The organism is Streptomyces sp. NPDC002138, from assembly GCF_040296485.1.
Classification (GTDB): Bacteria; Actinomycetota; Actinomycetes; order Streptomycetales; family Streptomycetaceae; genus Streptomyces.
In genome coordinates, this window is the sequence record NZ_JBEOXE010000044.1 from 1 (window position 1) to 12,565 (window position 12,565).

General features: G+C 70.7%; 11 protein-coding genes and 1 pseudogene. 9 read left to right on the forward strand and 3 right to left on the reverse strand.

The genetic code is table 11. From position 1 onward, the window contains the following. The 8 genes and pseudogenes from ABT084_RS25800 to ABT084_RS25835 form a co-directional block, all read left to right on the forward strand. Positions 1–1,519 (forward strand): annotated as a pseudogene (locus ABT084_RS25800) (histidine kinase); the annotation flags it as partial. A gap of 9 nt (positions 1,520–1,528) precedes the next feature. After that, positions 1,529–1,942, forward strand: a complete 414-nt coding sequence (locus tag ABT084_RS25805) for a roadblock/LC7 domain-containing protein (protein ID WP_069922098.1) — start codon at positions 1,529–1,531, stop codon at positions 1,940–1,942. Between the two features lie 149 nt (positions 1,943–2,091). After that, positions 2,092–2,487, forward strand: a complete 396-nt coding sequence (locus tag ABT084_RS25810; RefSeq protein ID WP_351048358.1) for a DUF742 domain-containing protein — start codon at positions 2,092–2,094, stop codon at positions 2,485–2,487. Continuing rightward, complete coding sequence (locus ABT084_RS25815) at positions 2,468–3,052, forward strand: GTP-binding protein (RefSeq protein WP_351048361.1); 585 nt, start codon at positions 2,468–2,470, stop codon at positions 3,050–3,052. The genes ABT084_RS25810 and ABT084_RS25815 overlap by 20 nt, the downstream gene beginning before the upstream one ends. 291 nt (positions 3,053–3,343) lie before the next feature. Further along, complete coding sequence (locus tag ABT084_RS25820) at positions 3,344–6,562, forward strand: sensor histidine kinase (protein WP_351048364.1); 3,219 nt, start codon at positions 3,344–3,346, stop codon at positions 6,560–6,562. Positions 6,563–6,572: 10 nt separating this feature from the next. Next, positions 6,573–6,986 (forward strand): roadblock/LC7 domain-containing protein, encoded by a 414-nt coding sequence (locus tag ABT084_RS25825; RefSeq protein ID WP_319722215.1) that lies wholly within the window; start codon positions 6,573–6,575, stop codon positions 6,984–6,986. A gap of 93 nt (positions 6,987–7,079) precedes the next feature. After that, complete coding sequence (locus ABT084_RS25830) at positions 7,080–7,667, forward strand: DUF742 domain-containing protein (RefSeq protein WP_351048368.1); 588 nt, start codon at positions 7,080–7,082, stop codon at positions 7,665–7,667. Then, on the forward strand, positions 7,648–8,235 hold the full coding sequence (locus ABT084_RS25835) for a GTP-binding protein (RefSeq protein ID WP_351048370.1): 588 nt from the start codon (positions 7,648–7,650) through the stop codon (positions 8,233–8,235). The genes ABT084_RS25830 and ABT084_RS25835 overlap by 20 nt, the downstream gene beginning before the upstream one ends. A gap of 141 nt (positions 8,236–8,376) precedes the next feature. Here ABT084_RS25835 and ABT084_RS25840 read toward each other — a convergent pair whose 3' ends face one another. Both ABT084_RS25840 and ABT084_RS25845 read right to left on the reverse strand, forming a co-directional pair. Beyond that, positions 8,377–8,580 carry an acyl-CoA carboxylase subunit epsilon gene (locus ABT084_RS25840; RefSeq protein WP_351048372.1) on the reverse strand — a complete coding sequence of 68 codons (204 nt, stop codon included), beginning with the start codon at positions 8,578–8,580 and terminating at the stop codon, positions 8,377–8,379. Between the two features lie 22 nt (positions 8,581–8,602). After that, positions 8,603–10,186 carry an acyl-CoA carboxylase subunit beta gene (locus ABT084_RS25845; protein ID WP_351048375.1) on the reverse strand — a complete coding sequence of 528 codons (1,584 nt, stop codon included), beginning with the start codon at positions 10,184–10,186 and terminating at the stop codon, positions 8,603–8,605. Positions 10,187–10,466: 280 nt separating this feature from the next. On the opposite strand from ABT084_RS25845, the gene ABT084_RS25850 reads away from it, so the two are divergent. Further along, positions 10,467–11,093, forward strand: a complete 627-nt coding sequence (locus ABT084_RS25850; protein WP_351048378.1) for a YceI family protein — start codon at positions 10,467–10,469, stop codon at positions 11,091–11,093. Between the two features lie 37 nt (positions 11,094–11,130). Here ABT084_RS25850 and ABT084_RS25855 read toward each other — a convergent pair whose 3' ends face one another. Beyond that, the gene (locus ABT084_RS25855; protein WP_351048381.1) at positions 11,131–12,468 is read right to left on the reverse strand and encodes a hypothetical protein; all 1,338 of its coding nucleotides are present in this window, start codon (positions 12,466–12,468) and stop codon (positions 11,131–11,133) included. Positions 12,469–12,565: the final 97 nt, after the last annotated feature.

A 12,565-nucleotide genomic window follows, 5' to 3' on the forward strand; every position in this document is an offset into this window, starting at 1 on the left:
CTGGGACGTCGCCGGTGTCGTGGAGGCCGTCGGCGAGGACACCTTCGACTACGCCGTGGGCGGCCCCCAGGGCCGTCCGGGCGGCGCCCCGAACGGTGCCACGCAGTCCGGTACCGCGGCCTTCCCGCAGAGCGACCCGTTCGGTCCCGGTACGCCGCCCGGCGGCCCCGGTGCCAACAACGGCTTCGAGCGTCCCCAGGGCCCGGGTCAGCCCGGGCAGGGGCAGGGCGCTCCGGTGACCCCGCGGGTGCGGCCGCAGCTGCCGCCGCGCGGTGGCGCGCCGCGTCCGGAGCTCCCGGGCGTCGGCAGCGCCGCGTCCGCCGGGCTCCCGCCGGCCCCCAGCTGGGGCGGCGACCAGGGCCGCCGAGGCGGTCAGGACGTACCGCGCGGGCACGACGAGGTCCAGGGCCCCGGCTCCACGGCCGAGTTCGCCCGCCCGGACTACAACGCCCCGATGCCCCGCTCCGGGGACGCCGGTACGACGGGCCAGTTCGCCCGCCCGGGCACCAGCGGTCCCCAGGACCCCGCGTCCACGGGTCAGTACGCCCTGCCGGATCTGCGCGGCGCCCAGGACCCGGCCGCCACCGGCCAGTTCCCGCGTCCCGACTTCCCCGCGGTCCAGAACCCGGCCTCCACCGGCCAGTTCGCCCGGCCCGACTTCCCGGCCGCCCAGGACCCCTCCGCCACGGGCCAGTTCGCCCGTCCGGACTTCCCCGGCCGCCAGGACCCCTCGGCCACCGGCCAGTTCGAGCGCGCCGACATACGCGGGGCGCAGGACCCGGCCTCCACCGGCCAGTTCCCGCGGCCCGACTTCCCGGCGCCGCGGACCGGCGGTCCCGGTGTCGGCGGGTACGGCGACCAGGGCGGCCAGGGCGGCCCGCAGGCCCCGCAGCACTACCAGGGCCAGCAGCCGCAGCAGCAGCCCGGCGGCCAGGCTCCGGGCCTGCCCCAGTCCCGCCGGCCGGAGGCCCTGCCCCCGGCGCAGCAGCTGGGCGACGGCCGGACCCCGCTCTTCGACAACCTGGAGTCGAACTGGTTCCGCCAGGAGGGCGAGCAGCCCCCCGGCCAGGCACCGGGCGTACCCCAGCAGCCGCAGCAGGGGCTGCCGACCGGCCCCACCCCGGTCCCCGCCTCCCCGCAGCAGCCCCTGCCGCAGCGCGGCCAGGAGCGTGCGGCCGAGCCCGCGCAGAACCCCGCACCCGGCTCGCCCACGGTGAGCTGGCGCTCCTCCCCCAACGACGAGCTGATGCGGCAGGCCGAGCGCGTGCGCCAGCCCGCCGCGGGCGGGATCACCACGTCGGGCCTGCCCCGGCGGGTGCCCCGGGCCAACCTCGTGGCGGGTACCGCGCAGCAGCAGGCCGAGGCCCAGGCGGGCCCGCAGGTCTCGCGCGCCCCGGACGACGTCCGCGGCCGTCTCACCAACCTCCGGCGCGGTATCCAGCAGGGCCGTCAGGCCGGCACCACCGGCCCGGCGACCGGCAGTTACCACATCGACCCCACTTACCAGCAGGAGCGATAGTTGAGTTCGATGAGCCAGGCGGCACAGAACCTGAACTGGTTGATCACGAACTTCGTGGACAACACCCCCGGGGTGTCCCACACGGTGGTGGTCTCCGCCGACGGCCTCCTTCTGGCCATGTCCGAGGGCTTCCCCCGGGACCGCGCGGACCAGCTCGCCGCGGTGGCCTCCGGGCTGACCTCCCTGACCGCCGGCGCCTCCCGCATCTTCGAGGGCGGCGCCGTCAACCAGACCGTGGTGGAGATGGACCGGGGGTTCCTCTTCCTCATGTCCGTCTCCGACGGATCCTCGCTGGCCGTACTCGCTCACCCCGAGTGCGACATCGGCCTCGTGGGCTACGAAATGGCCCTCCTCGTGGACCGCGCCGGCAGTGTCCTCACTCCGGACCTGCGCGCGGAGCTGCAGGGCAGCCTCCTCACCTGACGTCCAACACTCCCGGCCGGCCGGTACTGCCGGCCGGGAGACCGGGGCCCCCGCCCCGGAACCCAGTACCGCCGTTTGGCCGTCATCCCGTCCCCCCACCGGCCCCGTCGGACGGCACGTTGACCACTGCTGTCCAGCCCGGAGGATCCATGACCCCGCCCCCCGCCTATCCCGATGCCTACGGCGACCCGTCGTACTCGGAAGGCGACCAGCCGCTGGTCCGCCCCTACGCGATGACCGGTGGCCGGACCCGGCCCCGCTACCAGCTCGCCATAGAGGCGCTGGTCAGCACCACCGCCGATCCGATGCACCTGTCGGGCCTGCTTCCCGAGCACCAGCGCATCTGCACACTGTGCCGCGAGGTCAAGTCGGTCGCGGAAGTGTCCGCGCTGCTGTCGATGCCGCTCGGTGTCGCCCGGATCCTCGTCGCCGACCTGGCGGAGGCCGGAATGGTGGCCATCCACCAGCCGGGCAATGGAGAGGCCGGCGGCACGCCGGATGTAACGCTGCTCGAAAGGGTGCTCAGTGGACTTCGCAAGCTCTAGCAGCGGCGGAGCGACCCGCTCCACCACCTCCGCGAAGATCGTGGTGGCGGGTGGCTTCGGCGTGGGCAAGACCACGTTCGTGGGTGCCGTCTCCGAGATCAACCCGCTGCGCACCGAGGCCGTGATGACCAGCGCGAGCGCCGGCATCGACGACCTGACCCACACGGGGGACAAGACGACCACCACGGTCGCCATGGACTTCGGCCGCATCACCCTGGACCAGGACCTGATCCTGTACCTCTTCGGTACGCCGGGTCAGGACCGCTTCTGGTTCATGTGGGACGACCTCGTGCGCGGCGCCATCGGCGCGATCGTGCTCGTGGACACCCGCCGTCTCGCCGACTGCTTCCCGGCCGTCGACTACTTCGAGAACAGCGGTCTCCCCTTCGTCGTGGCGCTCAACGGCTTCGAGGGCCACCAGCCGTACACCCCCGAAGAGGTGCGCGAGGCCCTGCAGATCGGGCCCGACGCCCCGATCATCACCACCGACGCCCGTCACCGTGCGGATGCCAAGAGCGCGCTGATCACTCTGGTCGAGCACGCGTTGATGGCGCGCCTCAAGTAACACGGGTTCGTCTGCGCGAGTCGAGGGCGGGCTGTGTCATGCGACACGGCCCGCCCTCTCTTTTCATAACGTTTCGACAGAGAATTGTCACCTGCCGGACACACGGTGCGTTCGGGCGGTACCACTCCGCTCACAACTCGCCCCGTTTTTCCCGTCGGTTGCTCTTTATGTCCGGTTTATGCGGGGCATAAGGTTCTGGGCATGGCCGGATTCAACTGTTTGGAACACGGCCGTCAACCGTGCTGGAATCAACGAACTAGCTAGTAGCACCGCCGAGAGGTTGTTGGTCGAGTGAGGCGAAGCAATTCGAGCCCCGCGGAGGAACCCGCGCGCGGCAACTTCACCCCGCCGCCGCGCGCGGGTGCGTCGTTCGACGTACCCGTGGACGCGCCCGTCGGCGGTGGCAGCACCAGTAAGTTCGCGCCCCGCAACTGGCGCGTGCCGACGAAGCTGAACGCCATCCTGCTCGTGCCGGTCCTCGTCGGACTGGTCATGGGCGGCTTCCAGGTGAAGGGCTCCATCGACACCTGGAACGAGGCGAAGGACGCCGAGAAGACCGCGCGCATCGTCCAGGCCGCGGCCGAGTACGGCCAGGCGCTGCTCAACGAGCGCGACCTCACCGCCGAGCCCCTCCTCAAGGGCGAGCGTTCCAGCGAGGTCGTCACCAAGGCCTACACGGCGACCGACACGGCCAAGGCGAAGTTCGCCGAAGCCGTCAAGGGCATGCCGAAGAAGCAGGGCCTGGAGCGCCGCCTGGAACTCTTCCAGGTGGAGGAGCCAAAGCTCGACGTCATCCGCAAGACCGCGTACGCCGCGGCCGCCGAGACGCCGAAGAAGGACCTCCCCAGGGCGGCCGGGCCCATCCCGACCGAAGAGGGCTACCTCCTCGTCCAGCACAACCTCATGCAGTTCTCCAACGAGCTGGGTCTGGGCACCGGGAACGTCACCAGCTACGGCCGCATGGTCTACGCGATCGAGCTGGCCAAGGCCGCGAATTCGCTCCAGCGTTCCGTGGGCACCCACCTGCTCGTCCGTCCGAGCGAGACCGAGGAGATCCGCAAGGCCCAGCTGGTCGCCTTCTCCTCCTACGCCTACCTCGAAGAGATCGCGATCGGCGAGTACGTCGCCGCCGGTACCGAGGCGGACACGGACAAGCTGAAGGAGGTCATGGGCAAGCGGTCCGCCCTGGGCGCCGCCAAGCTCGCCGAGGCGCAGACCCAGGCCCAGCAGGCCGGTACCCCCTTCAAGGCCCCGCCGGTCGTCAACGGTTCTCCGCTGACGGGCATGACCGAGGCGATAGCCGGGGGCGACAAGCCCTCCAAGCTCGCCGCGAACGGCACCACGCCGCTGGCCTGGCAGGCCGCCGCCACCGCGAAGTTCGACGGTTACGCCGAGGTCGAGAAGGACCTCCTCGACAAGGCCGTCCAGGACACCATCGTCATCTCCGACGACGCCCGCAACGCCGCCATCATCAACGGCGCGATCGTGGTCGTGGCCCTGCTCGCCGCCTTCATCCTGGCGGGCATGATGGCCCGCCAGATGGGCCGCTCGATGCGCCGCCTGCGCAGCGCGGCCTTCGACGTGGCCGAGCAGCGCCTGCCGATGCTGGTCGACCAGCTCTCGCGGACCGACCCGGGCAAGGTCGACACCCGGGTGGTGCCGATCCCGATCGACTCCCTGGACGAGATCGGCGAGGTCGCCCGCGCCTTCGACCAGGTCCACCGGGAAGCCGTCCGGCTCGCCGCCGAGCAGGCGCTCCTGCGGGGCAACGTCAACGCGATCTTCACGAACCTCTCCATGCGCAACCAGTCGCTGATCGAGGGCCAGCTGACCCTCATCACGGACCTGGAGAACAACGAGGCCGACCCGGACCAGCTGGAGAACCTCTTCCGGCTGGACCACCTGGCCACCCGTATGCGTCGCAACGGCGAGAACCTCCTCATCCTCGCGGGTGAGGAACCGGGCCGCCGCTGGGACCAGCCGGTCCCGCTGGTCGACGTCCTGCGCGCCGCCTCCTCCGAGGTGGAGCAGTACGAGCGCATCGAGCTGTCGGGCGTCTCCGAGGCCGAGATCCACGGCCAGGCCGTGACCGACCTCGTGCACCTGCTCGCCGAGCTGCTGGAGAACGCCACCACCTTCTCCTCCCCGCAGACCAAGGTCCGCGTCAACGCGACCCGTCTGCCCGACGGCCGCGTCATGATCGAGATCCACGACAAGGGCATCGGCCTCACCGCCGAGGACTTCGCGGACATCAACCACAAGCTGGCGGACCCGCCGACCGTGGACGCCGCGATCTCGCAGCGCATGGGTCTGTTCGTGGTCGGGCGGCTGTCGGACCGGCACGGCATCCGGGTCCAGCTGCGCCCCTCGGGCGAGCAGGCCGGTACGACCTCTCTGGTCATGCTCCCGGACGCGATCACCCACGGTGGTGGTGGCGAGGGCATACCCGACGACGACTTCACCGTCTCGCAGATGATTCCGGAACAGCGCCAGCTCCAGCAGAGCGCGCCCCTGCGCACGGCCGCCGAGCTCGGCTTCGACGACTCGCAGTACGACCGTCGGCCGGGTTCCCAGGCCGACGGGCAGAACGGCGAGCCGGTCGCCCTGGACCCGGTGGGGCGCTCGCTGGGCCGTGACGAGCGGCGGGCCGCGCTGGAGGCGCAGGTCGGCTACGCGGAGCAGGCTCAGCCGCAGCAGGAGTATCCGGAACCCCAGCCGGAGCACGGCTACCAGCCGTACCCGGGCCAGGGATACGAGCAGCAGCCCGAGCAGGGCTACGAGGCCGCCTCGTACGCGCCCCAGGACAGCTACCCCCAGCAGGCCGGATACGACGCGTACCAGCAGGACGGTTACGCCTATCCGGAGGCCGGGTATCAGGACCCCGCGCAGGCCGAGCAGTCCTACGACGGTGGCTACGAAGCCCAGTCCCACCAGGCAGACTGGCCGGAGCAGAACAGCTACCCGGCCGCCTACCAGCAGAATTACGGGACCGAATCGGAATCACCGTCCGGTCCCGAACAGGCCCCGGAGCGCGTAGGCTTCGACCGTCCGGACACCGCTGCCGACGCTGGTCACCACCTGACCGGAGCGGGTCTGCCGCGTCGTGGCAGCCAGCAGCAGTGGCAGCCGGCGCAGAAGGAAACGGAGTCTTCCGGATCCCTCTTCGAGCAGCGGCCGCAGCGTCAGCAGCAGCCCGCCGAATCGGAGCGGGCGCCGGAGGAAGCGGAAGGTCCCGAGTCCTGGCGTTCGCGCAACGACGAACGCTGGCAGCAGGCCGGAAAGCTCAAGGAGCCGAAGGCGGGCGGGGTCACCCCGTCCGGTCTCCCTCGGCGGGTACCCAAGGCCAACCTGGTCGAGGGTGCGGCGGAATCGACCCCGCAGGGGGGCCCACAGGTCTCCCGCGCCCCGGAGGACGTCCGTGGCAGGCTGAGCAACCTGCGCCGCGGTGTCGAGCAGGGACGCAGTGCGGGTTCGGAGCAGTCAAGTAACAGCTATGACCAGGAGCGTTAGTGTGAGCCCGATGAGCCAGGCGGCACAGAACCTGAACTGGTTGATCACGAACTTCGTGGACAACACCCCCGGGGTGTCCCACACGGTGGTGGTCTCCGCCGACGGCCTCCTTCTGGCCATGTCGGAAGGCTTCCCGCGGGACCGCGCCGACCAGCTGGCGGCCGTGGCCTCCGGACTGACCTCGCTGACCGCGGGTGCCTCCCGCATCTTCGAGGGCGGCGCCGTCAACCAGACGGTGGTGGAGATGGACCGCGGGTTCCTCTTCCTGATGTCGGTGTCCGACGGATCCTCGCTCGCGGTGCTCGCGCACCCCGAGTGCGACATCGGCCTGGTGGGCTACGAGATGGCCCTCCTGGTGGACCGCGCGGGCAGTGTCCTCACCCCGGACCTTCGCGCGGAGCTCCAGGGCAGTCTTCTCAACTAGCAAACAGGCAGTGCGTTTCGCGCCATCGCACCATAGGGTGCGGTGGCGCGGTTCCACAGGGAGTACTGCGTTCTTGGAGTCGGAGGAGGAAACGTGACAACACCCCACGGAGGACATCCCTATGGCGGCTCGCAGCAGCCGCAGGGTGGACACGACCAGAACCGCTTCAACTTCCCTTCCTCTCCCAGCCGGCCCGCGCCGGAGCACCAGCCTTACCCGCAACAGCCTTACGGGCAGCCCTCGCAGGCCCCGCAGCGGCAGCAGCCTTACACGCCCCCGCAGCAACACCAGCAGCCCCGGCAGCCGCAGCGGTCTTCGCAGCCGCCGGCTCCCAAGGCGCACAACCCGCTGGTGCGTCCGTACGCCATGACCGGCGGCCGGACCCGGCCCCGCTACCAGCTCGCCATCGAGGCGCTGGTCAGCACCACGGCCGATCCCTCGCGCCTGCAAGGGCAGTTGCCCGAGCACCAGCGCATCTGCCGGCTCTGCATCGAGATCAAGTCGGTCGCCGAGATCTCGGCCCTTCTCTCCATCCCCCTCGGCGTCGCCCGAATCCTCGTCGCCGACCTGGCGGAGGCGGGCCTTGTCGCCATCCATCAGCCCGGCGGGGACGAATCCGCCGGCGGTCAGCCAGACGTGACACTGCTCGAAAGGGTGCTCAGTGGACTTCGCAAGCTCTAGCGGCGGTGGCGGAGCGACTCGCTCCACCACCTCCGCGAAGATCGTGGTGGCGGGTGGCTTCGGCGTGGGCAAGACCACGTTCGTGGGCGCCGTCTCCGAGATCAACCCGCTGCGCACCGAAGCCGTGATGACATCCGCTTCCGCGGGGATCGACGATCTCACCCACACCGGGGACAAGACGACCACCACGGTCGCCATGGACTTCGGCCGCATCACCCTGGACCAGGACCTGATCCTGTACCTGTTCGGCACCCCCGGACAGGACCGCTTCTGGTTCATGTGGGACGACCTCGTGCGCGGCGCCATCGGCGCCGTCGTCCTCGTCGACACCCGCCGTCTCGCCGACTGCTTCCCCGCCGTCGACTACTTCGAGAACAGCGGCCTGCCCTTCGTGATCGCCCTGAACGGTTTCGACGGGCACCAGCCGTACACCCCCGAAGAGGTCCGCGAGGCCCTGCAGATCGGCCCCGACGCCCCGATCATCACCACCGACGCCCGCCACCGCGGCGATGCCAAGAGTGCCCTGATCACTCTGGTCGAGCACGCGCTGATGGCGCGCCTGCGGTAGTCGCCCCACCGCGTACGAAGAGGCCCCCCGCACTCGGCGACGAGTGCGGGGGGCCTTTCGCGTGGTGCGGGTCGCAGGGGGGACGGACACAAAAAGGCCTCCCGCACTCGGCGACGAGTGCGGGAGGCCTTGCGCGGGGACCTAGCCCTGCCAGCTGTGCGGGGCGCGGAAGCCCGGGGTGCGCTCGAGGCGGCGCCAGCGGGCGGTGGAGCCGGTGGTGTGGACCGGGGCGGCCTCGGGGGTGGCGGCGGCGCGGGCGAGGAGGATCGCGGTGATCGCGGCCAGCTCCTCGGGCTCGGCGTGGCCCTTCTCGACGCGCAGCAGGGTGTCGGTGGTGGGGCTCATGAGTGGCAGGTCTCCTTCGCTTCTACTGGGGCGGGTTGCCGTGCTTGCGCGACGGCAGATCGGCGTGCTTGTTGCGGAGCATCGCGAGGGCGCTGACGAGGACCTCGCGGGTCTCGGCGGGGTCGATGACGTCGTCGACGAGACCGCGCTCGGCGGCGTAGTACGGGTGCATCAGCTCGGACTTGTACTCCTTGACCATGCGGGCGCGCATGGCTTCGGGGTCCTCGGCGTCGGCGATCTGCTTGCGGAAGATCACGTTGGCCGCGCCCTCCGCGCCCATGACCGCGATCTCGTTGGTCGGCCAGGCGTAGGTGAGGTCCGCTCCGATGGACTGCGAGTCCATGACGATGTACGCGCCGCCGTAGGCCTTGCGCAGGATCAGCGAGATCCGGGGCACCGTCGCGTTGCAGTACGCGTACAGCAGCTTCGCGCCGTGGCGGATGATGCCGCCGTGCTCCTGGTCGACGCCCGGCAGGAAGCCGGGGACGTCCAGGAGGGTGATGATCGGAATGTTGAACGCGTCGCACAGCTGGACGAACCGCGCCGCCTTCTCGGAGGCGTGGATGTCCAGGACGCCGGCGAGGTGGCCGGGCTGGTTCGCGACGATGCCGACGACCTGGCCGTCCATCCGCGCCAGCGCGCAGATGATGTTGCGGGCCCAGCGCTCGTGGATCTCCAGGACGTCGCCTTCGTCGACGAGTTCCTCGATGACCTTGAGCATGTCGTACGGACGGTTGCCGTCGGCCGGGACGAGGTCCAGCAGGACGTCGGAGCGGCGGTCGGCGGGGTCGGCGCTCTCGTGGACCGGGGGGTTCTCCCGGTTGTTGGAGGGCAGCATGGAGATCAGGTAGCGGACCTCGGAGATGCAGGTCTCCTCGTCGTCGTACGCGAAGTGCGCGACGCCCGAGGTCTCGGCGTGCACGTCCGCGCCGCCCAGACCGTTCTGCGTGATCTCCTCGCCCGTCACCGCGCGGACCACGTCCGGGCCGGTGATGAACATCTGCGAGGTGTCGCGGACCATGAACACGAAGTCGGTCAGCGCCGGGGAGTAGGCCGCGCCGCCGGCGCACGGGCCCAGCATCACCGAGATCTGCGGGATGACACCCGAGGCCCTGGTGTTGCGCTGGAAGATGCCGCCGTATCCGGCGAGCGCCGAGACGCCCTCCTGGATACGGGCGCCCGCGCCGTCGTTCAGCGAGACCAGCGGAGCACCCGCCGCGATCGCCATGTCCATGATCTTGTGGATCTTCGCCGCGTGGGCCTCGCCGAGCGCGCCACCGAAGATCCGGAAGTCGTGGGCGTACACGAAGACCGTGCGGCCCTCGACCGTGCCCCAGCCCGTGATCACACCGTCGGTGTAGGGCTTCTTCGCCTCCAGGCCGAAGCCGGTGGCCCGGTGCCGACGCAGCTGCTCGACCTCCTTGAAGGAGCCCGCATCGAGGAGGAGCGCGATGCGCTCCCGCGCCGTCAGCTTGCCCTTGGCATGCTGCGCCTCGGTCGCACGGTCACTGGGTCCGCGCCGCGCCTGCTCGCGCAGATCGTGCAGCTCGGCCACGCGGCCGCGAGCGTCCGTCGGCTCGCTCGAAGTCTGGTCCACAACGGTCATGTACTGACCTTACGAACCCGCCCCCCGAAAACCCTCCGTTGGTTCCGCACAGTCTCCGGCCCGATCCGCTGTCCGGCCCGGACAGAAGGGCCCGAGCATGCGAGGACTCCACCAGTTGGGACCTTGGTCCTTTGTGGAGACACCACAAAGACCTGTCAACATGGCGCATGGTGGTTGAAATTTGAACTGAATGGGTCTAGCGTCATTCTCGTTGAAGATTGAACAAAAGAGCTTCAACGAGACGCGCTCCGACGGGGCGCCACGACCGAGGAGTCACACCATGGGTATCTTCACCCGCCGCAGCCAGGACACCGCCACCGACACCACCGGCGCGTCCGCCGTCGCCACCCGCGAGGTGGACCCGGCGCTGGCGGCGCTCACCGGCGACTACGTCATCGACGCCGCCCACAGCAGCATCGGTTTCACCGTCCGCCACGCCATGGTGACCAACGTCCGCGGCGCCTTCGCCGACCACGAGGGCACCCTGCACCTGGACGGCGCCGACCCGGCCCGCTCCACGGCCTCCATCGACGTGAAGATCGCCTCTGTCGACACGGGCATCGCCGACCGCGACGGCCACCTGCGCGGCGGCGACTTCTTCGACGCCGAGGCCTTCCCGCTGATGACCTTCCGCTCCACCGAGGCGGCCCAGCTCGGCGGTGACACGTACCGGATCACGGGCGACCTGACGATCAAGGACGTCACCCGGCCGCTCTCCATCGACCTGGAGTTCAACGGATCCGCCACGGACGTCTACGGCAACGAGCGCGTGGGCTTCGAGGGCTCGGCCACCATCCTGCGCTCCGACTGGGGCCTGACCTGGAACGCGGCCCTGGAGGCCGGTGGCGTGATGGTCAGCGACAAGGTCAAGCTGACCTTCGACATCTCCGCGATCAAGCAGGCCTGACCCGGTGGGCGGGCAGGCCCGGGGGCGGCGGCGACGCTCAGAAGTCGCCGCCCCCGAAGCCGCCGCCGCCACCGTCGAAACCGCCACCGCCTCCGAAGTCTCCCCCGCCGAAGTCGGACGGGTTGAAGTCGGCGCCGGAGACGTCCCCGCCGTCGAAACCGCCTCCCATGTCGGAGGCGTAGGCGGGACCGGACATCATCATCGAACCGAGCATCGTGCCCATGAGCAGACCGGGCAGCATGCCACCGCCGAAGTAGCCGCCGACCCAGGGACCGTACGCCGGGCCGGCGTCGTAGTACGGACGCGGGCCGTGCTCGGTGTCGACCGTACGAACCGCCGGGTCCTCGCCCTCGCGCAGCCGGACGGCGTCCGCCGCGCAGACGGGAACGGTCCGCGGAGCTCCGCCCGCCGGGGCCCATGCGGCGTCCTCGGTACTCACGCCGTGGCGCGGGTCGAAGAAGCAGGGCGCCCGGCGCTCGGGCACGGGCTTGCCCTGGCGGCGCGCGTCCAGTGAGGCCAGCGCGTACCGGCCGTCCTCCAGTGCCTGGGTCACGCCCCGCACCTCGTCGGGGTGCCGGACCGAGGCCATGATCTGCTTGGCCTTCTCGTACGAGTCGAGGCCCTGCTCGTAGTCCTTGCGCATGGCGTCGTCGGCGCCGGGTTCACCGGGGTGGAAGTCCAGCCGGTCCAGCTCCTCGCCGAAGGCCGTGATGTCCTCGTCGACGACCACGGAGAGCTTGCGGATCGCCTCGCGCTCCTCCTCTTCCTTCTTCTTGCGGTTGCGGCGCACCAGCGCGTACGCACCGCCGCCGCCGACGAGCGCCACCGCGCCCAGCCCGATCAGCGCGCCGGAACCGCCCCCGCCGTCCGAGCCGGAGCCGCCCCAGGAGGCCGGCGCGCCGCCCTTGGTCTGGGACAGGGCCTGGTCGACGAAGTTGTTGAGCTGGGTGACCGCGTCCACCGCGCCGCCCGCCTTGACGGCGTCGGTGAGGTTGCGGACGGAGTTGACCGGCATGACCGTGCGGTCGGCCGCGGCGTTGAAGCCGTCGCCGAGCCGGATCGCGTAGAGCCCGGTGATGCCGGTCTCGGTGCGCACCGTGCGCAGCACGGTGGCGGCCGGGAACTCGGCGGTCGCGGGCAGCACCGCCACGAACACGGGCTTGTCCGCGTCCTTGATCTTCTTCGCCAGGGCGTCCGCCTGGTCCTTCGGCAGCTGCGCCTCGGCGCGCGGGTCGACGTAGACCGGGCCCTTCTTGAGCGCCTCCGCGACGGCGGCGGGGCCGGTGGCGGCGGACGCCTGCGGCGCGACCACGAGGGCGGTCGCGGACAGGGCCAGCAGCAGACCGGAGAGTGCGGATATCAGCCTGGTCCTCATGGTCACGACGGTACCCGAACCGGTCATTTCCCGTGTGAGCTGGACATAAGGCTCGGGGGCCCGTCGCCGGGCCCCCGTACCGCGCTCCCCGCCGCCC

Coding starts and splice junctions, on each gene's coding strand:
- ABT084_RS25805 (WP_069922098.1), top strand. CDS start 1,529: ATGAGCCAGGCGGCACAGAACCTGAACTGGTTGATCACGAACTTCGTG.
- ABT084_RS25810 (WP_351048358.1), top strand. CDS start 2,092: ATGACCCCGCCCCCCGCCTATCCCGATGCCTACGGCGACCCGTCGTAC.
- ABT084_RS25825 (WP_319722215.1), top strand. CDS start 6,573: ATGAGCCAGGCGGCACAGAACCTGAACTGGTTGATCACGAACTTCGTG.
- ABT084_RS25840 (WP_351048372.1), bottom strand. CDS start 8,580: ATGAGCCCCACCACCGACACCCTGCTGCGCGTCGAGAAGGGCCACGCC.
- ABT084_RS25845 (WP_351048375.1), bottom strand. CDS start 10,186: ATGACCGTTGTGGACCAGACTTCGAGCGAGCCGACGGACGCTCGCGGC.
- ABT084_RS25850 (WP_351048378.1), top strand. CDS start 10,467: ATGGGTATCTTCACCCGCCGCAGCCAGGACACCGCCACCGACACCACC.
- ABT084_RS25855 (WP_351048381.1), bottom strand. CDS start 12,468: ATGAGGACCAGGCTGATATCCGCACTCTCCGGTCTGCTGCTGGCCCTG.